19 protein-coding genes are annotated in these 24,010 nt (G+C 72.5%); 8 read left to right on the top strand and 11 right to left on the bottom strand.

Translation table 11 applies throughout. The annotated features are described in order from the left end of the window. The first annotated feature begins 45 nt into the window (after window positions 1-45). The 6 genes from VFV89_RS06415 (at window position 46) to VFV89_RS06390 (ending at window position 8,999) form a co-directional block, all read left to right on the top strand. Window positions 46-1,698, top strand: a complete 1,653-nt coding sequence (locus VFV89_RS06415) for a DEAD/DEAH box helicase (RefSeq protein ID WP_329705085.1) — start codon at window positions 46-48, stop codon at window positions 1,696-1,698. A 236-nt stretch (window positions 1,699-1,934) separates the two neighbouring features. Continuing rightward, window positions 1,935-3,830, top strand: coding sequence for a penicillin-binding transpeptidase domain-containing protein (locus tag VFV89_RS06410; RefSeq protein ID WP_329705084.1), 1,896 nt, complete (start codon window positions 1,935-1,937; stop codon window positions 3,828-3,830). A 205-nt stretch (window positions 3,831-4,035) separates the two neighbouring features. After that, a complete protein-coding gene (locus VFV89_RS06405) occupies window positions 4,036-5,490 on the top strand; it encodes an NAD-dependent succinate-semialdehyde dehydrogenase (protein WP_329705083.1) in 1,455 nt (484 codons plus the stop codon). Between the two features lie 124 nt (window positions 5,491-5,614). Continuing rightward, on the top strand, window positions 5,615-6,583 hold the full coding sequence (locus VFV89_RS06400) for a DUF2332 domain-containing protein (protein WP_329705082.1): 969 nt from the start codon (window positions 5,615-5,617) through the stop codon (window positions 6,581-6,583). Window positions 6,584-6,625: 42 nt separating this feature from the next. Next, complete coding sequence (locus tag VFV89_RS06395; protein WP_329705081.1) at window positions 6,626-7,603, top strand: zinc-binding dehydrogenase; 978 nt, start codon at window positions 6,626-6,628, stop codon at window positions 7,601-7,603. A 70-nt stretch (window positions 7,604-7,673) separates the two neighbouring features. Next, window positions 7,674-8,999, top strand: a complete 1,326-nt coding sequence (locus VFV89_RS06390; RefSeq protein ID WP_329705080.1) for an MFS transporter — start codon at window positions 7,674-7,676, stop codon at window positions 8,997-8,999. Here VFV89_RS06390 and VFV89_RS06385 read toward each other — a convergent pair whose 3' ends face one another. The 11 genes from VFV89_RS06385 to VFV89_RS06335 form a co-directional block, all read right to left on the bottom strand. Continuing rightward, window positions 9,000-9,659: a histone deacetylase gene (locus VFV89_RS06385; RefSeq protein WP_329705079.1), complete on the bottom strand. Its 660-nt coding sequence runs from the start codon at window positions 9,657-9,659 to the stop codon at window positions 9,000-9,002. A 4-nt stretch (window positions 9,660-9,663) separates the two neighbouring features. Continuing rightward, the gene (locus tag VFV89_RS06380; RefSeq protein WP_329705078.1) at window positions 9,664-11,250 is read right to left on the bottom strand and encodes a peptide ligase PGM1-related protein; all 1,587 of its coding nucleotides are present in this window, start codon (window positions 11,248-11,250) and stop codon (window positions 9,664-9,666) included. Then, window positions 11,247-12,374 (bottom strand): adenylate/guanylate cyclase domain-containing protein, encoded by a 1,128-nt coding sequence (locus VFV89_RS06375; RefSeq protein WP_329705138.1) that lies wholly within the window; start codon window positions 12,372-12,374, stop codon window positions 11,247-11,249. The genes VFV89_RS06380 and VFV89_RS06375 overlap by 4 nt, the downstream gene beginning before the upstream one ends. 5 nt (window positions 12,375-12,379) lie before the next feature. Then, the gene (locus VFV89_RS06370; protein WP_329705077.1) at window positions 12,380-12,772 is read right to left on the bottom strand and encodes a response regulator; all 393 of its coding nucleotides are present in this window, start codon (window positions 12,770-12,772) and stop codon (window positions 12,380-12,382) included. After that, complete coding sequence (locus VFV89_RS06365; RefSeq protein ID WP_329705076.1) at window positions 12,769-15,030, bottom strand: GAF domain-containing protein; 2,262 nt, start codon at window positions 15,028-15,030, stop codon at window positions 12,769-12,771. Before VFV89_RS06365 ends, VFV89_RS06370 begins: the two co-directional genes overlap by 4 nt. Window positions 15,031-15,167: 137 nt before the next feature. Continuing rightward, on the bottom strand, window positions 15,168-16,406 hold the full coding sequence (locus VFV89_RS06360; protein ID WP_329705075.1) for a low temperature requirement protein A: 1,239 nt from the start codon (window positions 16,404-16,406) through the stop codon (window positions 15,168-15,170). A 71-nt stretch (window positions 16,407-16,477) separates the two neighbouring features. Next, window positions 16,478-16,666: a helix-turn-helix domain-containing protein gene (locus VFV89_RS24830; RefSeq protein WP_414690352.1), complete on the bottom strand. Its 189-nt coding sequence runs from the start codon at window positions 16,664-16,666 to the stop codon at window positions 16,478-16,480. A gap of 792 nt (window positions 16,667-17,458) precedes the next feature. Then, complete coding sequence (locus VFV89_RS06350) at window positions 17,459-18,085, bottom strand: TIGR03086 family metal-binding protein (RefSeq protein WP_329705073.1); 627 nt, start codon at window positions 18,083-18,085, stop codon at window positions 17,459-17,461. Between the two features lie 4 nt (window positions 18,086-18,089). Continuing rightward, on the bottom strand, window positions 18,090-19,148 hold the full coding sequence (locus VFV89_RS06345; RefSeq protein WP_329705072.1) for a sigma-70 family RNA polymerase sigma factor: 1,059 nt from the start codon (window positions 19,146-19,148) through the stop codon (window positions 18,090-18,092). Window positions 19,149-19,284: 136 nt separating this feature from the next. Next, a complete protein-coding gene (locus tag VFV89_RS06340) occupies window positions 19,285-20,880 on the bottom strand; it encodes a glycerol-3-phosphate dehydrogenase/oxidase (protein ID WP_329705071.1) in 1,596 nt (531 codons plus the stop codon). After that, window positions 20,877-21,485, bottom strand: coding sequence for a helix-turn-helix domain-containing protein (locus tag VFV89_RS06335; protein WP_329705070.1), 609 nt, complete (start codon window positions 21,483-21,485; stop codon window positions 20,877-20,879). Before VFV89_RS06335 ends, VFV89_RS06340 begins: the two co-directional genes overlap by 4 nt. A gap of 17 nt (window positions 21,486-21,502) precedes the next feature. Between VFV89_RS06335 and VFV89_RS06330 the strand changes: the two genes are divergently transcribed. After that, window positions 21,503-23,101 (top strand): FAD-binding oxidoreductase, encoded by a 1,599-nt coding sequence (locus VFV89_RS06330; protein ID WP_329705069.1) that lies wholly within the window; start codon window positions 21,503-21,505, stop codon window positions 23,099-23,101. Next, window positions 23,098-24,003, top strand: a complete 906-nt coding sequence (locus VFV89_RS06325; protein WP_329705068.1) for a diacylglycerol/lipid kinase family protein — start codon at window positions 23,098-23,100, stop codon at window positions 24,001-24,003. Before VFV89_RS06330 ends, VFV89_RS06325 begins: the two co-directional genes overlap by 4 nt. Window positions 24,004-24,010: the final 7 nt, after the last annotated feature.

Here is a 24,010-nt window from a genome sequence, read left to right as displayed (position 1 = left end):
GACCAGAAATGGGGCGGCTGCTCGCGCGGCCACTACCGTTGGCCGGTGGACACCTTCGCCGAGCTGGGTCTGGCCGAACCGGTGCTGGCCGCGCTGGCGAGCGTCGGCTACGAGGCACCCTCCCCGATCCAGGCCGCGACCATCCCGCCGCTGCTGGCCGGCCGCGACGTGGTCGGCCTCGCGCAGACCGGGACCGGCAAGACCGCGGCGTTCGCTCTGCCCATCCTCTCGCGGCTCGACCTCGACCAGCGCGAGCCGCAGGCGCTGGTGCTCGCCCCGACGCGGGAGCTCGCGGTCCAGGTCGCCGAGGCCTTCGAGCGGTACGCCGAGTCGATGCCCGGCGTGCACGTGCTGCCGATCTACGGCGGCCAGGGGTACGGCGTCCAGCTGTCCGCGCTGCGGCGTGGCGTGCACGTGGTCGTCGGCACGCCCGGCCGGATCATGGACCACCTCGACAAGGGCACCCTCGACCTCGGCCGGCTGCGCCACCTCGTCCTCGACGAGGCCGACGAGATGTTGAACATGGGGTTCGCCGAGGACGTCGAGACGATCCTCGCCGAGACCCCCGAGGAGAAGCAGGTCGCGCTGTTCTCGGCGACGATGCCGAAGCAGATCCGCCGGCTCTCGGCGAAGTACCTGCACGACCCGGTCGAGGTCAAGGTCGAGTCGCGGACCGCGACGGCCGCCAACATCCGGCAGCGCTACCTCGTCGTCTCCTACCCGCAGAAGGTCGACGCCCTCACCCGGATCCTCGAGGTCGAGAACTTCGAGGGGATGATCGTCTTCGTCCGCACCAAGAACGAGACCGAGACCCTGGCGGAGAAGCTGCGGGCCCGCGGGTTCAGCGCCCAGGCCATCAACGGCGACGTGCCGCAGCCGGTCCGCGAGCGGACGGTGAACCAGCTCAAGAACGCCGAGCTCGACGTGCTCGTCGCCACCGACGTGGCCGCGCGCGGGCTCGACGTCCAGAGGGTCAGCCACGTGGTCAACTACGACATCCCCACCGACACCGAGTCCTACGTGCACCGGATCGGTCGCACCGGCCGGGCCGGGCGCAGCGGGGACGCGATCTCGTTCGTGACCCCGCGCGAGCGCTACCTGTTGCGCCACCTCGAGAAGGCGAACGGCGTCGCGCTCGAGCAGATGGGGCTGCCCAGCGTGGAGGACGTGAACATCACCCGACTGGCGAGGTTCGACGACCAGATCACCCAGGCGCTCGAGGCGCGGTCCCGGATCGAGGGCTTCCGCGAGATCATCGCCCACTACGTGCAGGAGTACGACGTCCCGGAGGTCGACGTCGCCGCGGCCCTCGCCGTGGTCGCCCAGGGTGACGAGCCGCTGCTGCTCGAGCCCGAGCCCGAGCCGGTCCGCACGCCGCGGGACCGCGACCCCAGGCCGGCCGCCGGCTTCGCGACGTACCGCATCGACGTGGGCCGCAGGCACCGTGTCGAGCCTCGCCAGATCGTCGGCGCGCTGGCCAACGAGGGCGGCCTCAGCCGCCGGGACTTCGGCGCGATCACCATCCGCTCGGACTTCTCGCTCGTCGAGCTACCGGCCGACCTGTCCCGCACGACCTGGGACGGGCTCAAGGACACCCGGATCGGCGGCCGCCCGATCAAGCTGCGCAAGGACGCCGGCCGTCCTGGCCGTCCGCACTCCGGGTCCGGCCCGAGGAAGCCTCGGCACAAGAAGGGTTGATGGTGGGTGGTCCGGATCGGGCTGTCGGGGTCACCGGATATCCGGGGACCCCTGAGCTTCTGTACCGAGATCTCGGCACAGAAGCGGATGGGTCACCTGATATCCGGTGACCGCAACACCGGTCAGCGGGTAACCAACACGCGGTCGGCTGCGTCACCAACCCCATGCACGTGGACATGACGGCTGTGCGCACCTCGGACCGGCTCGGTCAGGGTCGGGCCTGTACAAATGACGGCATGCTCCGACCCAGGGCCGTCGCGCTATCGCTCGCCCTCGTCCTCGGAGCCGCCGGCTGCAGCGGCGGGTCCGGCGACGGTGAGCCCGACCAGCCGGACCCGCAGCAGGCCGCGACCGCGCTGGCCTCGGGGCTGGCCGCGAAGGACCTGTCGAAGGTCACCTTCACCCCGGACACCGCGACCGCCGCCCAGGCGTCCTACGACCGCATCACGCAGGAGATGGGCTCCGAAGGGCTGGCGGTCGACACCGCAGGGGTGAAGCAGACCGGGTCGTCGGCGGTCGCGACGCTGCACTGGACGTGGGACCTGAGCGCGGCGACCTGGGCGTACGACTCGAAGGTGCAGATGACGCTGGTCGACGACGCCTGGCAGGTGGCGTGGGCGCCCTCGGTCGTCGAGCCGACGCTGGAGGAGGGGGAGAACCTCGACGTCTCGTCGGTGCTGGCCGACCGGGGCGACATCCTCGGCGCCGGAGGCCAGCCGATCGTCACCGAACGGGAGGTCTCGCGGGTCGGCATCGACAAGACCCGGCTCGACGGCGCCGATCCGGCCCAGTCGGCGCGGGCAATGGCCCGGCTGGTCGGGGTCGACGTGGCGCCGTACGTCAAGGCGGTGAAGGCGGCCGGCGACCAGGCCTTCGTCGAGGCGATCGTCTTCCGCCGGGAGGAGCTCTCCGCCGAGGTCAGCAGCGGTGTCGGCGCGATCCCGGGCGGACGGGTCGTCGCCGGCACCCTGCCGCTCGCGCCCACCCGCGACTTCGCCGCCCCGCTGCTCGGCCGGGTCGGCCAGGTGACCGCGGACATCATCAAGGAGCACCCGGAGTACCACCCCGGCGACACCGCCGGCCTCTCGGGCCTCGAGGCGCGCTACGACGAGCAGCTGCGCGGCACGCCCGGCGTGCTGGTCCAGGCGGTGCCGGAGAAGGGCAACCCGCGCGAGCTGTTCCGCACCGAGGCGACCCCGGGCGACCCGCTGGTGCTCTCCCTCGACGTCGGCCTCCAGACCAAGGCCGAGCAGCTGCTGGCCGGCGTGGGCCCGGCCAGCGCGCTGGTCGCGATGCGACCCAGCACCGGCGAGATCCTCGCCGCTGCGAACGGTCCCGGGAACGGCGGGCAGAACCTCGCGACGTTCGGCCAGTTCGCGCCGGGGTCGACGTTCAAGACCGTCAGCAGCCTGGCACTGCTGCGGGCCGGGCTGACCCCCGGCACCGTGGTGCCGTGCACGCCGACCATCACCGTGGACGGCAAACGGTTCAAGAACTACAGCGACTACCCGAGCAGCGCGCTCGGCAACATCCCGCTCAGGACCGCGGTGGCCAACTCCTGCAACACCGCCTTCATCTCCCAGGCGCCGAAGCTGTCCGGGACGAATCTCTTCGACGCCGGGGTCTCGCTCGGCATCGGCCTCGACCACGACCTCGGCTTCCCGGCGTTCTTCGGCAAGACCGAGCCGGACCCGTCGAGCGAGACCGGCGCGGCCGCGCAGCTGATCGGGCAGGGCACGATCCTGGCCTCGCCGATGGTGATGGCCACCGTGATCTCCTCGGTGCAGCAGGGCTCGCTGGTCGTGCCCTGGCTGGTCGACGGCCACCAGGACACCCCTCCCGACGGTGCCGCCCCGCTCTCCGAGAGCGAGGCGTCATCCCTGCGCTCGATGCTGCGCGCGGTGGTCACCGACGGCAGCGGCCGCGGCCTGGCCGACGTGCCCGGCCCGCCGGTGATCGCGAAGACCGGTACGGCGGAGTTCGGCACCGGCGACAGCCTCCAGACCCACGCGTGGATGATCGCCGCCCAGGGCGACCTCGCGGCCTGCGTCTTCGTCGACGTCGGCGACTCCGGCAGCGGCACCGCCGGCCCGATCCTCGAGGCGTTCCTGAGGGCGGCGCAGGCCGGCTGACCCGGGCGGCGGCACGCCAAATGTGACGGACCCCCCGTTGCATGGGGTCAACGAGGGGCCCTTGCCGAATTCGCAGTGCTCCCTCCGAAGTCGACATGAAAAGGAAAGCACACCCCGTCCGGCCTGTCATGTCCTCTCCCGAGCCGGACACCCGGTCCGGGAGACACCGTGGCACCCGCTTCGCCGTGAGTGACAGAGTGGCGCCATGACTGGTCTGGACTTCCTCCCGGCGGAGCAGCGCCGCTTGTTCATCGGCGGCCAGTGGACCGACGCCGAGGGCGGCGGGACCTTCGACGTTCTCGACCCGGCGGACGGGTCGGTGCTGTGCCAGGTGGCCGACGCCACCGTCACGGACGGCAAGCGCGCCCTCGAGGCCGCGGTCGGCGTCCAGGACGACTGGGCACGGACCAACCCCCGCGACCGGGGGGAGATCCTGCGGAGGACCTTCGAGCTGGTGGCCGCGCGCAGCGATGAGTTCGCCGAGCTGATGAGCCTCGAGATGGGCAAGACCCTCAAGGAGGCCGCGGGCGAGGTCGCCTACGGCAACGAGTTCCTGCGCTGGTTCTCCGAGGAGGCGGTCCGGATCCACGGCCGCTGGATGCAGGCCCCCGCCGGGGGCAGCCGGCTGCTCACGATCAAGAAGCCCGTGGGCCCGTGCCTGTTCGTGACGCCGTGGAACTTCCCGCTGGCCATGGGCACCCGCAAGATCGGGCCGGCCGTGGCCGCCGGCTGCACGATCGTGGTCAAGCCGGCGCAGCAGACGCCGCTGACGATGCTGGCGTTGGCCGCGACGTTCGCAGAGGCCGGGCTGCCGGACGGCGTGCTCAACGTCGTGACCACCCACAGCTCCGGTGAGGTCAGCTCTGCGATCATGGCCGACCCGAGGCTGCGCAAGCTGAGCTTCACCGGCTCCACCGGCGTGGGCAAGGTGCTGGTGAAGCAGTCCGCGGACCAGTTGCAGCGGGTGAGCATGGAGCTCGGCGGCAACGCGCCGTTCCTCGTCTTCGAGGACGCCGACATCGACGCGGCGGTCGAGGGCGCGATGCTCGCCAAGATGCGCAACATGGGCGAGGCGTGCACGGCCGCCAACCGGTTCCTGGTGCACTCGAGCGTGTCGGACGAGTTCGCCAAGAAGCTGGCCGACCGGATGGGTTCCCTGACCCTCGGCCGCGGCCAGGACGACGGCACGGACGTCGGCCCCCTCATCGACGACAAGGCGGTCGAGAGCGTCACCCAGCTGGTCGACGGCGCGGTCAAGGCCGGCGCCTCGCTCGTGGTCGGCGGCCAGGCGCACGGCGGCCCGGGCTTCTTCTACCCGCCGACGGTGCTCACCGACGTCCCCCACGACGCCGAGATCAACCGCGAGGAGATCTTCGGCCCGGTCGCGCCGATCACGACGTTCGAGACCGAGGAGGAGGCTGTGGCGAAGGCCAACGACACCGAGTACGGCCTCTCGTCCTACGTCTACACCCGCGACCTCAAGCGGACGATCCGGCTGGCGGAGTCGCTCGACTTCGGCATGGTCGGCGTCAACACCGGCCTGGTCTCAAACCCGGCCGCGCCGTTCGGTGGGGTCAAGGCGAGTGGCTTCGGCCGCGAGGGCGGCTTCGAGGGCATCGAGGAGTACCTCGAGACGACCTACGTCGCGCTCGCGCTCTGAGCCGTCACCGCATGTAACCGTCACCGCATGTAACTCCGTGTTACGTCCACCAGGACGGTGTTGGAACACCGATCCAGTTGACGTAACACAGAGTTACAAGCGAGCGAGCGGCGGGAGGAGGAGCGTGGAACCGTACGACGGCGTGGTGAGCCAGTACACCGCCTTCGCCGAGGAGGCGGGTGACGCCTCACCCTGCTTCGCCGAGTGGGGGTTCGGCGTTGCCGGTGACCCGGAGGTGCTCGCCTGGGTCGACGCGCTGCCGGGGCTGAAGAAGCAGCCCAACCTGGTCTTCGCCGCTGCCCGCTTCCACGGGGTGCCGGCGCCCGGACCGTACGCCGGCCTGCGGGAGGCGCTGCTCGGCGACGACGGCTCGATCCGGGCCACGATCATGGCCCGGTCGACACAGACCAACGAGGCCGGCCGGCTGGCCACGCTGCTGCCGGCGTTCGCGTTGGCTGTCCCGGCGGGCCCGGTCGCGCTCCTCGAGGTGGGGGCCAGCGCCGGGCTCAACCTCTACCCCGACCGCTGGGGCTACGAGTGGTCCACCTCCGCCGGGCCGAGGACCCTGGGACCCGAGCCCCGGCTCGGCTGCCTGGTGGTGGGCGACGCGCCGCTGCCCACCACGCTGCCCGAGGTCGGCTGGCGCGGCGGCATCGACCTCAACCCGCTCTCGGTGACCGACCCGGACGACGTGGCCTGGCTGGAGCTGCTCGTCTGGCCCGAGGAGGACGACCGCCGGGAGCGGCTGCGGCACGCGGTCGAGATCGCGCGCCGCGATCCGCCGCGGCTGGTGCGGGGCAACCTGCTCGACGAGCTTCCCGCTCTCGTGGCGGAGGCGGCGTCGTACGGCGAGGTGCTGGTCTTCCACAGCGCGGTCGCGGCCTACCTCACCACCGAGGACCGCGCCCGCATGCGCGAGATGCTGCTGGGACTCGTGGCCGACCGGACGTGCCACTGGGTCAGCAACGAGGCCGTCGGCGTCTTCCCGGAGCTCGCCGCGCCGGAGCCGCCGTCGTGGCGGTTCCAGCTGACCGTCGACGGCACGGCCGTCGGCTTCACGCACGGGCACGGCCACGAGCTGACCTGGCTGTAACGGAGTTGACCTCGAGTTCACTTGAAGTTGTCGCATGGGGTGGTGAAAGCCATCCGCCTCCATGCCTTCGGCCCGCCCGAGAACCTCGTCCTCGACGAGCTCCCTGACCTCGGGCCCGCGCCGGGCCAGGTCCGGATCGCGGTCGAGGCGAGTGGCGTGCACCTCCTCGACACCGCCATCCGGCGCGGCGAGCCGGGGCCGCTGCCGCCGCCCGAGCTGCCCACGGTGCCGGGCCGCGAGGTCGCAGGCGTCGTGGACGTCGTCGGCCCCGACACCGACCGGTCCTGGCTGGGGCGGCAGGTGGTCGCGCACCTCGGAGCCGTGCCGGGTGGGTACGCCGAGCAGGCGGTCACCGAGGTCGACCGGCTGTTCGCCGTCCCCGACCACGTCACGTTCCCCGACGCGGTGGCCGCGGTCGGGACCGGGCGCACGGCCCTGGGGGTCGTCGAGCTCGAGCCGGCGGGCCCGGACGACGTGGTGCTGGTGCCCTCGGCCGCCGGGGGACTCGGGTGGCTCCTGGTGCAGTCGGCGCTGGCCGCGGGCGCGAGGGTCGTGGCCGCCGCGCGGGGGTCGCGGACCGAGGTCCTGAGCGAGCTCGGTGCGCACCTCGTCGTCGACTACGGGGAGCCGGGCTGGGACAAGCGGGTCCGCGACGAGCTGGGCGGTGTGACGCTGGTCCACGACGGCGTGGGCGGTGTCGTGGGACGCGCCGCACTGGAGCTGCTCCGGCCGGGTGGCCGCCTGGTGATGTTCGGCTTCTCCTCGGGCACGCCGACCGAGGTCACCACCGCCGACCTGGTGGGACGCGGGATCTCGGCCGGCTGGTCCCTCGGCCCGCGGATGGCTGCCCTCCCCGGCGGCATCCCGGGGCTGGCCGCCCGGGCGTTGGACAAGGTTGCGGCCGGGGAATGGCGACCCCTGGTCACGACGTTCCCGCTCGGCGAGGCGGCCCGGGCCCATGCAGCCCTCGAGGGACGCCGGGCGCTCGGAAAGGTCGTGCTGCTGGCCGAGCACCGGTGAATTCGGTCGAGACTGTCGGTCCACACCGGCAGAATTGGCTCGCCCAGCACAGGAGGAGAGGGGAGGAGAGATGGCCGAGACGAGGACCGCGACGGGCCGTCGGCTGCCGCGTGCGCTGACGCCGTTCCGGCACCCCGCCTACCGCCGCCTGGCGGTCGCGCTCACGCTCTCGATGTTCGCCTCCGGTGTCTGGCTGGTGGCGCTGGTCTGGGAGGTCATCCGGCTCGACGGTGGCCCGGCCGAGCTGTCCCTGGTGTCCACGGCGAGCGCCGTGGGCGTGCTGCTGCCCGCGCTGCTCGGCGGTGTCGTGGCCGACCGCATCCCGCAGAAGCTGATCCTCGTCGTGGTCGCCACGGTCGAGCTGACCGGCATGGCCCTCGTCGCCACGCTCTCGCTCACCGATCACACCGAGCTCTGGCACCTTGCCGCCGTCTCGTTCGTGACCGGGATGGGCATGGCGTTCTACTACCCGGCCTACTCGGCGTGGCTTCCGGCGCTGGTGCCCCAGTCCGACCTGCTCGCGGTCAACGGGTTCGAGGGCATGGTCCGGCCCGCCGTGGGCCAGGCGATCGGCCCGGCCGTGGCCGGTGCGGTCGTCGGCGCACTCTCCCCGGGTGCCGCCGTCACGGTCGCGGCCGCGTCGTCGCTGCTGGGCCTGCTGGCGCTGACCTCGGTGCCGCTCACCCCGGTCCGCCGCGACTTCGCCGCCGAGGGCGAGCCGAGGCACCCGGTCGTCTCGGCGCTCGTCGACGTCCGCGAGGGGTTCGGCTTCATGGTCCGGACGCCGTGGCTGCTGTCCACGCTGCTGTTCGCCTCGCTCATGGTCCTCGTCATCATGGGCCCGTTCGAGGTGCTGATCCCGTTCCTGATCAAGGACCGGCTGGGCGGCGGCCCGAGCGACCACGCCCTGGTGCTGGCGGCGTTCGGTGTCGGCGCCGCGGTCGGCTCCATCGCGATGGCGTCGTTCCGCCTGCCCCGCCGCTACCTGTCGGTCATGAACCTCATGTGGGGCGTCGGCTGCCTGCCGTTCCTGGTGATCGGGTTCGCCGGCGCGGTCTGGCAGGTCGTCGCGGCCGCGTTCGTGATCGGCGTCATCTTCGACGCCGCAATGGTCATCTGGGGCACGCTGCTCCAGCGCCGGGTGCCGGCCCACATGCTCGGGCGGGTGGCCTCGCTCGACTTCTTCGTCTCGGTGAGCCTGATGCCGGTCTCGATGGCGGTCGCGGGCCCGGTCTCGGAGGCGATCGGGCTGCGCACGACGTTCGCGATCGCGGGTGTCGCCCCGGTCGTGTTCGCGGTCGTCGCCGTGCTGTGGGCGCGGCTGCCCGAGGACGAGCTCGCGCACCCGCTCCGTGACGACGACGAGGCGCCCGAGCTGGCCGTCGCCGTCAGCTGATCATCTAGCCGCGCCGTTCGAGATGGCGGCGGCGACCCGGGCGGGAGTCCACACCCCGTCGAGTCGTGCCGCAGCCACGAGGTAGTCGGTGATCCTGCCGTCGTCCCAGCCGTGCGACTCGCGCAGCCCGGTGGCGATCGACCGGAGGTACGCCGCGCTCGGAGCGTTGTGCTCCACGGCGTCGACGTCGCTACTGGTGACGGTCAGCATCGGTACGCCGTCCCGGGCGCCGAGGCGGAGCACCGTCTCGTAGCGTCCGGGACCCAGGGTGTGCAGCTCGCCGACCTCGGGCACCACCGCTGCCAGCGCCCGGGCGAAGTCACCACCCGGTGGATGCCGCATCTCCTGCGCGACGACGTCGCCGAACTGCTCGACGGTCACGAGGTAGGCCCGGCAGGCCACAGCGCCAGGGCGGTCCGGGTCGAAGAACGCCATGCCCCCACCCCAGACCCCCGACGTGCCCGCGAACACCAGGCCGCCGGGGTGCTCGAAGCTGAACCACGCCGCGGGGTCGGAGCCGTCGCGGCAGCCCGGGTAGGTCCGCAGGCCACCCTCGGGACGTCCGCCCGCGAGGTAGCACCGGAACCGGTCCACCCCGAGGTTGGAGGCGTAGCCGACGTACCAGACCCGCTCCGCGTCGTGCGTCGGCTCGTGCGCCATGAGGTCAGCCCGGGAGGGGCGCCTCCTCGAACGACGCCCGGGCCTCGTCGAGCAGGACGCGCTCGGCGTCGTGGTAGCGGCGCTCGGCCTCCTCCGGGGAGTCACCGACGGCCGTCATCCCGACCCGCCCGTGCTCGGTCAGGCAGCTGATCATGTGGAAGACGATGCCGGTCTGGCGGGACTGGTCGAAGTGCAGGCCGTGCCGGGCGACGATGTCGAACAGGTCAAGCGGCACCAGGCCGCGCAGCAGCTCGGACTCCAGGTGGTCGGTGGCGACCAGGTGCTTCTCCCGGCCGGTGGGCGTGAGGAAGAGCGCCGTCGCGGGGTCGTAGCGCCCGTCGGTCAGGTACTGCAGCGTCAGGAACGGGTGCGTGGTGCCGCCCTTGCGGAGGTTGAGCTCGATCGCGTACGGCGTCCAGCCGGCGCCGTCGCGGACGACGACGAAGTCCACGGCGAACCGGCCGAGCGCCCCGAGCTGTGTCAGCCTGCGACCGATGACCGCCGCCTGCTCGGTGATCGCCACGGCGTACTCCCTCGACGCGGGGAAGACGCAGCCGAGGTACTTCTGTCCGCTGGCGCCGCCGAGGAGCTGGTCGTGGGTCGACAGCAGCTCGACCTCGCCGTTCGGCAGGGTCCGGAGCTGGACGCTCGGGCTGAGCAGCTCGTCCCCCTCGATCCGCTCCTCGACGATGCCGCCGTTCTCCGCGAACTTCGCGACGTAGACGTCGTACGGCGTGTTCTCGTCCTCGAGCTCCATCTGCGCCAGTCGGTCGAGGACCGCGTCGCGCTCGCCGGGCGCCCCCGGCTCAGGAAGGTCGATCAGCCGCACCAGTGCGTTGCCCGCGCCCGAGACGCCCTCGTTGAGCTTGACGATGACGCTGCGCATGGTCGGCCGCTGGGCGCGCATCGTGACGATCGCGGCCGCTACCTCGTCGAGGCTGTGCAGGTCCTCGACCCCCAGCGGGTGCGGCACGCCGAGCTCGGCGAAGAGCCTCCGGCAGCCGGTCTTGGACCCGAGCACCGCGAGGCGCGGGTCCGCTGCGTACATGGGGATGCCGAGGCTCAGCGCCACGTCGCGCTCGAGCTCGGTGGTGTTGTAGGGCATGAGGTGCGACCGGGCCCGGTTGGGGATCGCGGCCGCGATCCGGGCCATGACGCGCGGGCGGTCGAGCAGCTTCTCGCTCAAGGACCTCGGGGAGGCGTCGTTGAGCGACACCATCGTCAGCCGCGACTTCGCGTGGCTCGGGATCACGCCGGGCAGCAGGGCCAGGTAGTACTCCACGATCTCGGCCGCGATCGGCAGCGAGGTCACGTAGATCATCCGGAGCCGGGGCTGGCGGAGCAGCATCAGCATGAAGAGGAACCGCTCCTCCATGGCCTGGGTCATGGTGCCGCTGGCCGCCACGGCCCGGTCCAGGGTGATGCTCGGCACCACGACCACGGACTCGTCGTCGTAGTTGAGGTTCCACGCGTCCCAGACCTCGCCCATCCGCGACTGCAGGTCGTCGAAGCGCCGGTAGCGGTCCTCCTCGCTCAGCGTCGACAGCACGTCGTGCTGGACGGCGTCCGAGGCCAGGACGTGCCGGTTCACGATGCGACCGCTGATGCGTCGAGGCCCTTGATGTCGAAGGCCCGGACCGACCGGCTGAAGCCGCGGAGCGTGCGGTCACCGGCGTGCGCGCCGACCACGGCGGGCCCGGCCGCCGCGAAGACGCGCTCGGTCGTGAGGATCTGCCAGGGCTCTGCGTCCGAGCAGAGACGGGAGGCCAGGTTGGTCACGCTGCCGATGGCCGCGTAGTCGAACCTCCCGTCGAAGCCGATCTTGCCGAGGGTGGCGTAGCCCTGGGCGATCCCGATCCCCAGCGCCAGGTCGTGGCCCTGGCGCCGCCACGTCTCGGCGAGGGCCTGGACCCGGGTGCGCATCGCGACGCTCATCCGGATGGCACGCAGCGCCCCGTCGGCGCAGGGCACCGGGTCGTTGAAGAAGACCATGAGCCCGTCCCCGGCGAACCGCTCGAGGGTCCCCTCGAACCGGAAGATGAGGTCGCCCAGCGCCTGGTGGTAGTCGGCCAGCACGCCCATCACCTCCTCGGGCTCGCTCGCCTCCGCGAACGGGGTGAAACCGCGGAGGTCGCAGAAGACCACGACGATCTCCCGCCGGTGGCTGTCGAGGAAGGACTCGTCGCCGGAGTCCACGATCAGCTCGGCCAGCTGCGGGGACAGGAAGCGCCGCAGCTTGGCCATGCGCTCGAGCTCGCCCACCTGGGCCTGGACCCGGTCCTCGAGCTCGCGGTTCCAAGAGGAGAGCTCTGCTGCCTGCCGCGCGATGGTGTCGTGGTAGCGCTTGATCCGAGACAACGAGGCCACTCGCGCGAGCAGCTCGGCCCGGTCGACGGGCTTGGTCAGGAAGTCGTCGGCGCCCGCCTCGAGGGCCTGGATCTTCTGCTGCTCGCCGCTGGCGGTCACCATCACGACCGGGAGGAACGCCGTCGCGGGGTCCTGCCGGATCCGCCGGCACACCTCGTAGCCGTCGATGCCGGGCATGACGATGTCGAGAAGCACCAGGTCTGTCCCGCCTTCAGCCAGCACCGCGAGCGCCTCCTCGCCGGACGCCGCGGTGCGCACGGCGTAGCCGCGTGGCGACAGCGTCGCGTCGAGCAGCTTGAGGTTCGTCGGCTGGTCGTCGACGAGCAGCACCCGGGCCGGCTCGTGCATCTCGGTCACTGTCGGCTCCTTCCGGCCAGGAAGCCCTCCACCTGCTCGCGGAAGCGGCGCACGTTGATCGGCTTCTCGACATACCCGTCGAACCCGGACGCGAGGGCCCGGGCCCGGTCCTCGTCCATGGCCAAGGCGGTCACCGCCACGACCGGGGTGTCCTGGCCGTCGCGACCATCGCGCCCGACCCGGATCCGGCGCAGCGCCTCGGTCCCGTCCATGCCGGGCAGCTGGAGGTCCATGAGGATCAGCTGCGGCCGCTCGAGCTCGGCGAGCCGGACGCCGTCCTCGCCCGATGTCGCCTCGATCACCTCGTAGCCGGCGTACTCCAGGACGTCGCGGACCAGCTTCATGTTCTTGGGGTTGTCCTCGACGACGAGGATGCGGGGGGCCGTCATGACTTCTGCCCTCCTGCCACGGGCACCGAGGCGGCGACCGGGAGACCGATGGCCTTCAGGGCGCTCACCAGGTCGTCGCGGCTGACCGGCTTCACGAGGTAGCCGGCGGCACCGAGCTCGGCGCCACGGGACCGCTCGTCGACGATCGAGACCACGACCACCGGGATGTGCGCGGTCTGCGGGTCGTCCTTCAGGGTCCCGAGCACCTCCCACCCGTCGATGCCGGGCATCCGGATGTCGAGCAGTACGGCGGAGGGCTGCTCACGCCGGACCGCCTCGAGGCCCGCGTGCCCGTCGCGCGCGGCCACGACCCTGATCGCCGCGCCCGAGAGGTAGGCGGTCAGGAGGTCGAGGGAGGGCCGGTCGTCCTCGATCACGACGATGGACGTGGCACCGTCCGGACCGGCCGCGGAGGGCTCGGCGCGGGCCCGGCGGACCGGGACCGCGAACCCGAACGTGCTGCCGTGCCCGACCTCGCTCTCCAGCCACATCCGGCCACCGAGCAGCTCGACGATCCGGCGCGACAGGGTCAGGCCGAGGCCGGTGCCCTCCTCCCGGGAGGCCCCGCGACCACCCTGCTGGAAGGACTCGAAGATCCGCTCGCGGTCGGCCTCCGGGATGCCCACGCCGGAGTCCTCGACCGAGACCTGCAGCTCGTCGCCGGCCTCGCGTGCGCGCAGCACGACGCGGCCGCCGTCCGGGGTGAACTTCACCGCGTTGCTCACCAGGTTGAGCACGACCTGCTTGAAGCGGAGCTCGTCGAGCTCGGCCGCTCCGACCTCGGCGCCGACATCCACCCGCAGCTCGACCGAGTGCGCGGAGGCACGCTCGCGCAGCATCGAGGCGGCGTACTCCAGCACGGCCGGTACGTCGACCTGGGCGTACTCGAGCTCCATCTGGCCGGCCTCGACCTTCGAGAGATCGAGGATCTCGTTGAGCAGCTCCAGCAGGTGCTTGCCCGAGCTGTGGATGTCGCGGAGGTAGTCCTCCTGCTTCTCGTTGATCTCCCCGAACATCCGCTCGAGGAGGACCTCGGAGAAGCCGAGCACGGCGTTGAGCGGGGTCCGCAGCTCGTGCGACATGCTGGCCAGGAACTCCGACTTGTGCCGGCTGGCGACCTCGAGCTGATCGCTGCGCTCCTCCAGCGCGCGGAAGAGCTGGGCGTTGAGCAGCGCCAGTGCGGACTGGCTGGCGAAGGTCTCGAGCAGGTCGACGACCTCCTCGCTGAAGTCGCCGGTCGCCCTGCGCCGCACGATCAGCGACCCGACGATCCGGTCCTCGCGCAGCATCGGCACCGCGACCAGCGACCGCCACCCGTCGTCGAAGAGGACCTGCAGGTGCGGGTCGAGAGCGACCGCGCCGAGGTCGGGTACGGCGATCGGGCGACGCTCCTCCGCGGCCCGGCCGACGAGCGTCGCGTCGATGCCGATGCGGGCGTCCTGCAGCCGCGCGACCACCTCGGCGGAGGTCCGGTAGACGCTGCGCACCAGGAAGCGCCGCTCCTGCTCGTCGTACTCCATGATCGAGCCGCCGTCGGTCCCCGACAGCTCGACGGCGTGCGTGGCGATCGTGGCGAGGACCTCGTCGAGGTCCAGGGTCGAGCTCACAGTCTCCCCGACGCTCCGGAGCGCCTCGAGCTCGTCCACCTTCCTGGCGAGCTCGGTGCGCCGCCTCTGCAGCTCCTGGACGAGCTTGACCCCGTTGATCGCCATCGCCGCCTGCCCGGCGAAGGCGGTGATGATCGAGATCTCCCGCTCGTCGAACGGCTTGACATCGTTGCGCCAGACACCCAGTGCGCCCACGACCTCGTCCTCGAGGATCAGGGGTGCGCCCATCGTGGTGCGGAAGCCGGCGATGCGCTGGAGGTCGAGCCGGCCGTACTCGGAGTCGACCGTGACGTCGGGGATCTGGTGGGCCGTGCGGTCGAGGCCGACCCGTCCGATCATCGTGTCGCGGTTCATCGGCATCGGGTGATCGGCGATGTAGGCGATCGTCTCGTCGGACAGCCCGAGCCCCTTGACCAGCTGGTAGAGACCGCCCTCGATCGTGTAGAGCTGGACCGCGTCGGAGCGGCACAGCCGGCGGGCGCTCTCCACGATCGTGGTGAGCACCGCCTCCGGGTCGCCCCCCGACCTGCCGATCGCACCGAGCACCTCGGTGACCGCGTCGAGCTGCTCCTGGAGCGCGGTGTGGCTGCGTCGAAGTCTCTCGTGCTCCTCGGCGCTGACGGTCCCCATGGTCTCGACCGGGTCGACCACGCTGCCTCCCTGACCTTGGCAGTCTGCCCCTGCCGGAAGTGGCTGACAACGACGCAGGTGGGCCAGTGCCGCATGGCCCGATCAGGCGGTGCGCGCTCACGCCGCCGCGACGGTGACGGCCCTCATGACGTCCCGGATCAGCCGTCGATCGCCGCGAGCACCCTCGCGTTGTGGCGGTGGCCGACGGTCTCGTAACCGACGACGGTCACCCACGGCGACAGCGCCAGGACGGCGAGGCACCACACCATGTCGACGCCGGCGGTCGCCAGCACCACCGGGATCACCACCAGGGCGGCGGTGCCTGCGATCAGCACCATGTGGAACGGGTCGAGGGTGCGGGTGATCTGGGCGTAGAGCAGGTAGAGGCACGCGGCGTAGACCGCGAGCGGGAGCGCCACGGCGAGAACCGTGCCGGTGGCGTCGAGGTGCGACTCGTCGTCGAGGTAGTAGGCCGCGACGTGCAGCCCGGCGCCGATCGCGACGATCGCACCGAACATCGGGATGTGGCCGTAGCCCCAGCCGAACGAGCGGTGGCGGTACGCCGTGAGCAGGTGGCCCCACGGGACCACGAAGTAGGTCCACCAGACGCCGAAGGTGAGTGCGGTGCCGGCCAGGCCGAGGATCGCGGCGTCCACCGTCCACCCGTCCTCGACCAGGGCACCGAGTGCGGCCGTCGTGCCGAGGAGCCCCTCGCCGAGGGCGATGATGACCATCAGGCCGTAGCGCTCCGCGACGTGGTGCCCGTGCCAGGGCGATCCGCCGTGCATGGTCTCGGCGAGCACCGGTCCAAGCACCTCGACGCCGACGAGCACCACCACGGCGACCACGGTGAACCTCATCGACGGGTTGAGGACGACCAGCAGGATCCAGCCGGCCTGGGCGGCCACGAGCGTCCAGACCATCTTGGAGCACAGGGCCCGGCGGGCCGGGTCCGAGCGTCCGGCCCGCAGCCACTGCGCGACCATCGGCAGCCGCATGATCACGTAGCCGACCGCGATGAGCCGCAGGTCGAGGTGGCCGTCGTGCTCGATCACCGAGGCGAACATGTCGGGCACGCCGAGGGCGAGGATGAGCACGCCGAGCATCTGCACCATCGTGGTGAGTCGGAACGGCCAGTCGTCGGTGTCGTAGGCCGAGGCGAACCAGGTGAAGTTGATCCACGCCCACGTCACCGCGAACGTCGCCAGGCAGAAGGCCAGCACGCCCTCGGCCACGTGGTCCTCGGCCACCGCGTGCGCGAGCTCGTCGGAGGCCGCCCCGAACGCGATGACGAAGGTCAGGTCGAAGAGCAGCTCGAGCGGGGTCGACGCGCGGCCGGGCTCGCGCGGGTCGCGCCCGACCATCCGGCGCACGGTGTGCATCAGCGCCTCCGGCATGCGGAGAGTCTAGGAAGGGCGCGCCTCGTGGGCCGGCCGTGGCTGGGCCGGGTCCGCCTGCGGGTCCCCGGTCAGGCCGACGCGCCGAGCGTCTCGGACAGGCTGCCCCGCGAGGAGATCCCGAGCTTGCGGTAGACGTGCGAGAGGTGCCACTCGACGGCCTTGACGGTGACCACGAGCTCGGAGGCGATCTGGCGGTTGGTCAGGCCGTCCGCGGCCATCCGGGCCACGCGGCGCTCGGAGACGGTGAGAGCGGCCATGGCCTCGGTCTGCACCTTCCGCGGCTGCTCGCCGAGCCGGTCGAGCAGCCGGCGTACGCGCCCTTGCAGCGGCCACAGCTCCTGACGACCGGCGTGGTCCTCGGCCGAGCGGAGCAGGGCCAGTGCCCGCTCGGCGTCCGGCACGTGGGTGAGCAGCAGCAGCCCGGCCAGGTCGGTGTCGATCTGGGCCGCCAGCCGCTCCGCCTCGGTCCCGGCCAGGACGGCGCGGGCGCGGAGCAGGTGCTGGATGCGGTCCGGGCCGGCGTCGACCGCGGCCAGGGTGCGCAACGCGCCGGCCATGGCGTACGGCGACCCGTCCTGGCGCGCGAGCTCCACGTGCTCCTGGGCCAGGGACCGCGCCGCGCGTGCGTTGCCGGTGCGCAGGTGCGCCAGCGCGGCGCCGGCCCGCCAGGGCAGGGTGTCGACGTCCGCGTCGGGGGCGAGCTGGCCGGCCGTCACGAAGTGCGCGACCGCAGCCTCGGCGTCCCCGAGGGCCGCACAGACCTCGCCCTTCGCCTGGTGTGCAAGCGCCGCCGAGAGACCGGTGCCGGAGAGGAGGGGGGTCAGCTCCTCGCCGAGCGTCATCGCGTTCGCCAGGTCGCCGCGGGCCAGCCGGCAGTCGACGAGTGCCGCGAGCAGTGTGGCGAGCTCGACGTCCGGCAGCGGCTCGGAGGAGTCCGGGCCGTGCGTGGCGTGCAGCGCCAGGAGCTGCTCCAGCCCCTCGCTGAGGGCGCCGGCGCGCACGCGCGCGATGGCGCTGTCGAGCGACGGGACCCCAGCCATGGGAAGAGCCTAGGAAGCGCGGCCCCGCTGCGACGGGGGTTCGGGGGGATTACACAGAAGTGGTTCAGTCATGTGAGGAGCGGCACGTCCGGTCCATGCCAGCAGCCGGACGTCGTAGGACGCGTGCGGCGGCACCGGCCGCGCGCAGGCGAACCGGGGGCCTCGGTCCAGGGGTCCGATCACGTGGCCCGCGACGCCGAGCAGCCCGCGGGCCAGGTCGTCGGGGATGCGGGTCCGGGCGCCCGTGGCCTGTCCGACGTCCCACCCGTGCACCGTGATCTCGAGCGCGGCGGTGGCCACCAGCAGCGGCGCGTCGAGGCCGAGGTCGTCGACCGCGATCTGCTCCACTGTCGGCTGCGCCGCCGCCCAGGCGCCGAGCAGCACGCAGGCCTTCTCGCGGAGCGCCTCGACCCGGGTGGTCGTCTCGGGGACCGGGTCGACCCGCACCCGGCCCGAGGCCGCCTCGGTGAACGCGTCGAGCGCGTCCTCCATGTGGGCCAGCAAGCGGCCGAGCGTCCATCCGGCGCAGGGCGTCGGCGCGTCCAGCAACTCGGGCCGGACGCCGGCGAGCGTGCCCCGTGTGTAGGCCAAGGAGCGCTCGAGGAGCTCAACCGCGCCGACGAGCGCAGTGGTCATCTCGTCAGCGGTCCGAGGCGACCGACTCGTGGCCCATCGGGACGTGGTCGCCGCTCGCGACCGGACCGTCCGGGACGGGGTCGCCGGGGCGGTAGCCCTCGGGCAGCCGGGCGGGCAGCCCGAACGTCGCGAACAGCGCCGGGTCGAAGAACGCACCGACATGCGCGACCTTGCCGTCGCGGATGTCGAGCACCTGGAGGTGGAAAGGCTCGAACCCGCCCTCGCGGCTGCGCATGTAGAGACCGAACGCCGGCTGGCCGTTGGCCCGGGTCTCGATCATCGGCATGTCGTTGATCCCGCCTGGGCACTGGGTCGCGATCAGCCGGCCGATGTTCTCGTTGCCGAGGTACCAGCTGGTGAACGGCGGCATCTCCCAGATGGCCTCGGCCCTGAGCAGCGTGACGATCGCGTCGATGTCCTTGCGCCAGAAGGCGTCGACGTACTGGTCGAGGAGGATCCGCTGGCCACCGTCGAGCTCCTCCTCGACGGTGTCCTCGGTCAGCCCCCGCTCGGCCATCTGCGCGTGCGCGCGCTGCAGCGCGGAGTTGACGGCCGCCACGGTGGTGTCGAGCGCCTCGGCCACCTCGGCGGCCGACCAGCGGAGCACGTCGCGCAGGATCAGGACCGCGCGCTGCCGGGCGGGGAGGTGCTGCAGCGCGGCTACGAAGGCCAGCCGGATCGAGTCGCGCTCGGCGACCGCGACGGCGGCGTCGGGCATCGGCTCGAGCCACGCGATCTCGTGGTTCTCCTCGAGCGCGTCGCCGGCGATCTGGTCGGGCGTGCCGAGCCCTGCGGGGAGGGGGCGGCGCGGCTTGTTCTCCAGGTTGGTGAGGCAGACGTTGGTGGCGATGCGGTAGAGCCAGGTGCGCACCGACGAGCGCCCCTGGAAGCTCGCCGAGGCCTTCCAGGCGCGCAGGAACGTCTCCTGCACGAGGTCCTCGGCCTCGTGGACCGACCCGCTCATGCGATAACAGTGGGCGAGCAGCTCGCGTTGGTACTTCTCGGTGAGCTTCGGGAAGTCCTCGAGCTCGAGGGTCGGGTCGTGCTGCTCGTGGGTGGTCAAGCTGCGCTCCTGCACCGTCGTCACCGTCGACATGGGGGTCGCCCTGCCTCTCGCCAGTCTGCCTCTGCGTACCGACATGGGTCGAGGCGGAAACTCATCGGTCGGGGTTGATTCGGGAGTTCCGCCGGTCGATTCGTCAGTTCCGCCGCGAGGAGTCCGGACTCGACCGGCGGAACTCCGGACTCGACCGGCGGAACTCCGGACTCGACCGGCGGAACTCCCGACTCAACCGAAGCGCCCGCTCGGCAGCCGGTACGGCGAGCGCCCGGTCGGCGGGAACCAGCCCGACCCGGGTCCGCCGGTCGAGCAGGTCGTCGACGTCTGCGGCGCCCTCGTGGGTCACGCCGAAGACCAGCTCGGCAAGGGTGACCGGGACGCCGTCGGCGACGGGCGCCAGCGCCTCCTCGTCGCTCAGCCCCACCGACCGCGCGGTGTCGAGGACCAGCGCGGCGTCGGTGCCGTACTTGCGGACCAGGCGGCGCGGCAGCTCCAGCGCGGCCAGCGTGGCTCGGTCGGCGGCGCCGAGGAGAGGGAGCGTGCGGGTCCGGCACGGCCCGGCGTCGAGCTGCGCGTGGGCGACCGCGGCGTCGACGGCGTCCTCGGCCATCCGGCGGTACGTCGTGAGCTTGCCGCCCACGATCGTGACCACGCCGGTCCGGCTGACCAGCGTCGCGTGCTTGCGCGAGATGTCCGCTGTCTCTCCCGGGCCGGCGTCGAGCAGCGGCCGGAGCCCGGCGTACGCCCCGACGACGTCGGAGCGGTGCAGGGGCCGCTCGAAGGCCGCCGACACGACGTCGAGCAGGAACCCGATCTCGGGCTCGGTCGGCTCGGGGACGTCGGGCACGGGGCCCTCGACGGGCTCGTCGGTCAGGCCGACGTACGCCGTGCCGTCGGGCTGGGGGAGCACCAGCACGAACCTGTTGGTCTGGCCGGGGACCGGTGCGTAGACCGAGGCGCGCAGCCCCGGCACCGACTCCTCCCGCAGCACCAGGTGGGTGCCGCGGCTGGGGCGCAGCCTGATCTCGTCGACCAGGCCGGCGGCCCACACGCCGGTCGCGTTGACGACGGTCCGGGCGGTCACGCGGAGGGAGCCGCCGGTCAGCTCGTCGCGGAGGTCGACGGAGGTGCCCGTGGTCTTCAGCACCCGCGCGTGGGTGCGAACGCGCGCGCCGTGGAAGGCCGCGGTGCGGGCCACGGTCGCCACCAGCCGGGCGTCGTCCTCGAGCTGGCCGTCCCAGCCGAGCATCGCTCCACGCAGCCCGGCCGTGCGCAGCGGCGGCGCCAGCTGCAGCGCCTCGGCGGCCGTGATGCGGCGGGGCCTGGGCAGGATGTCCTTGCTGGTGCGGGCGCCGCGGCGGAGCAGGTCGCCGCCGAGCAGACCGCCGCGGATCACGGTGGTCTGCCGCCTGGTGACGGCGTCGGTGATGGGGATGAGCGTGCCGATGGCGTGGGTGAGGTGGGGCGCCGTGACCTCCATCAGGATCCCTCGCTCGACCGCGCTCTCGTGGGCGACCCCGACCTGTCCGGCCGCCAGGTAGCGCAGCCCGCCGTGCACCAGCTTGGACGACCAGCGTGAAGTCCCGAACGCGAGGTCGTGCGCGTCGACAGCGAGGACCGACAGCCCCCTGGTCACCGCGTCGAGGGCGACGCCGGTGCCGGTGATGCCGAGGCCGATGACCACGACGTCGACGTCGGTGGGCGCACCCGCGAGCCCGGGCGTGATGGCGGTCATGGCGCGAGCGTCCGCCGGATCAGGAGGGCCAGCTCGGCGTCGAGGTCGTCCTCGGACACCTCGTCGTCGACCATCGTGTGCACCGACAGGACGAAGCCGTGCGCGGCCAGCAGCAGCGCACGCGCGATCGCGACCGGGTTGCCCGGCCGCACCTCCTCGGCGCGCTGGCCGGCCGCCACCGCCTCGGCGGTGAGCTGCAGGATCAGCTCCTGCGACCGGCCCCGCCGCGAGAACAGGTAGGGAAGGATCAGCTCGGGGTCGAGCTCGACGATCCGGACGAAAAGCTCGTTGTGGCGCAGCTGGCGGACCGTCCCGACGACGCCGTCGGTGATCCGGTCGATGGCCGGCCCCTCGGCGCTGACGTGGTCGGTGACGACCCCGGCCCACTCGCGGGTCATCAGGTCCCCGAGCAGCGTCGGCATGTCGGGCCAGGTGCGGTAGATCGTCATCCGGGACACCCCCGCCCGGCGGGCGACCTCGGTCAGCGTCGTACGCCGCCAGCCCACGTCGAGGATGCAGTCCCGGGCCGCGTCGAGGTAGCCGTCGCGCGGCTCCCGGTCCACCGAGGCCGGTCGCTCGGAGGTGTTGTGACGAAGTGACGTCATATGTCACAGTGTAACGCATGAGTGAGCTGCCGCGTCCGACCGTCACCGCGCAGGTCGAGATGCACCCCCAGCGCTGGGGCGACCCGGCATCGGCCACGGAGCTGCCGGAGTCGGCCCGCGGCCTGGTCGAGCTGGCCTTCGGCCACGCCGAGACGCCGGCCGTCGCGGACGTGGTCCTCCCGCCGCCGGGTCTCCCGACCGCGCTGCTCGACTCGCTGCGGGAGGTCGTCGGTGGCGAGCACGTCCTCACCGACGACGAGACCCGGCGGCTGCGGACCCGTGGCAAGTCGACGCCGGACCTGCTCAGGGCGCGCGCCGGCGACCTGTCCGACGCGCCCGACGTCGTCGTACGCCCCGGTACGCACGACGACGTGGCGGCGGTCCTCGCCTGGGCGGTGGACCACCACGTGGCCGTGGTCCCGTTCGGCGGCGGCACCTGTGTCACCGGCGGGCTCGCGGCGCGGCGGGACGGCTTCGCCGGGCTCGTCTCGCTCGACCTGGTGCGCATGAAGCGGCTGGTCTCCGTCGACCACGAGTCGATGACCGCCGTGCTCGAGCCCGGCCTGCGGGGTCCGGAGGCCGAGACCCTGCTCGCGGGCGAGGGGGTGCTCCTCGGCCACTACCCGCAGTCGTTCGAGTTCGCCACGATCGGCGGGTTCGCGGCCACTCGCTCGTCGGGCCAGTCCAGTGCCGGTTACGGCCGCTTCGACTCACTGGTGGTCGGCCTCCGCGTCGCCACCCCGCGTGGTGAGCTCCGGCTCGGCTCGGCGCCGATGAGCGCCGCCGGTCCGGACCTGCGCCAGCTGTTCCTCGGCTCCGAGGGCGCCTTCGGCGTCATCACCGAGGTGACCGTCCGGGTTCGCAGGCTGCCGGAGACGAAGGTCTACGAGGGCTGGCGTTGGGAGTCGTTCGCTGCCGGCGCCGACGCGATCCGCACCGTGGCCCAGGCCGGCCTGCTGCCCACGGTGCTCCGGCTCTCGGACGAGGCCGAGACCGCGATCAACCTCGCCCGTCCCGAGGAGATCGGGGGTGAGTCGTCCGGCGGGTGCCTGATGATCGCCGGCTACGAGGGCGCCCCGGGTGCCGTCGAGGCGAAGCGGGTCGCGGTCTCGCGGCTCCTCGCCGAGCTGGGCGGGACCCCGGCGGGAGAGGGGCCGGGCGAGGCCTGGGCCCACGGCCGGTTCGACGCGCCGTACCTCCGCGACTCGATGCTCGACGTCGGGGTCCTGGTCGAGACGCTCGAGACGGCGACGTTCTGGTCCAGCCGCGAGCGCCTCTACACCGCCGTGAAGTCCGCGCTCGAGGGCGCGCTCGGTGTCGGGACTCTTGTGCTCTGCCACATCTCGCACGTCTACGAGACCGGCTGCTCGCTCTACTTCACGGTCGCGGCCAAGCAGTCCGGCGACCCGCTCGCGCAGTGGCTGGCGGCCAAGGCCGCCGCCAACGACGCGATCGTCGCCGCCGGTGCCACCATCACCCACCACCACGCGGTCGGCACCGACCACAGGCCCTGGCTGCACCACGAGATCGGCGACCTCGGTGTCTCGGTGCTGCGCGCGGTGAAGGCCGACCTCGACCCGGCCGGGGTGCTCAATCCGGGGGTGCTGGTCCCGTGAGGACCTTCACCTTCCTGGTCAACCCCACGTCCGGGGGCGGCGCGGCACCGGCCGCGGTCGTCCCGGTCGCGCGGCACCTGCGGGTAGCCGGTGCGTCCGTCGACGTCACCTACTCACCGGGGCCGCTCGCGATGGAGGCACTGGTCGAGGAGGCGGTGTCGCGCGGCGACGTCGTGGTCTCCGTCGGCGGTGACGGGATGCTCTCCTCGCTGGCCGGGCTGGTCTCGGCGGCGGGCGGCACGCTGGGCGTCGTACCGGCCGGCCGCGGCAACGACTTCGCGCGCATGCTCGGGCTCCCGACCGACCCGGCGGCCGTGGCCGCGCGGCTGCTCGAGGGAGAGGTGCGATCGGTCGACCTCGTCTCGCTGACGCTGCCGGGTGCCCAGGCTCGGGTGGTTGCGGGCTCGGTCTACGCCGGCGTCGACGCGCGGGCCGGCGAGATCGTGGACAAGGCCCACCGCCTGCCGCGGAGGGCGCAGTACCCATACGCCGCCCTCCGCGCGCTCGCGACCTACTCCCCGGCGCACTTCCGCGTCTCGGTCGACGGCGTCGAGCGCGACTACGCCGCGGCCAGCGTCGTCGTCGCCAACTCGGCGTTCTACGGCTCCGGGATGAAGATCGCACCGGCGGCACTGGTCAGTGACGGCGTGCTCGACGTGGTCGTCATCGAGGCCGCCTCGAGGCTGGCGCTGATGCGGTCGCTGCCCAAGGTGTACGACGGCGGCCACGTCGACCTGCCGGAGGTCACCCTGCTCACCGGCAAGCGGGTCGAGCTCGGGGCCGATTCGGCGCGGCCGGTGCCGGTCGGTGGCGACGGCGAGCCCCTCGGCCGGCTTCCCGGGCTGGCCGACGAGCCCGCCGTCGTGGAGGTGCGGCCCGGGGCGCTCGACGTCGTCTGCTGAGCATGGC

The organism is Nocardioides sp. (assembly GCF_036274455.1).
Lineage (GTDB): Bacteria > Actinomycetota > Actinomycetes > Propionibacteriales > Nocardioidaceae > Nocardioides.
This window is presented reverse-complemented; position numbering and strand designations above follow the sequence as displayed.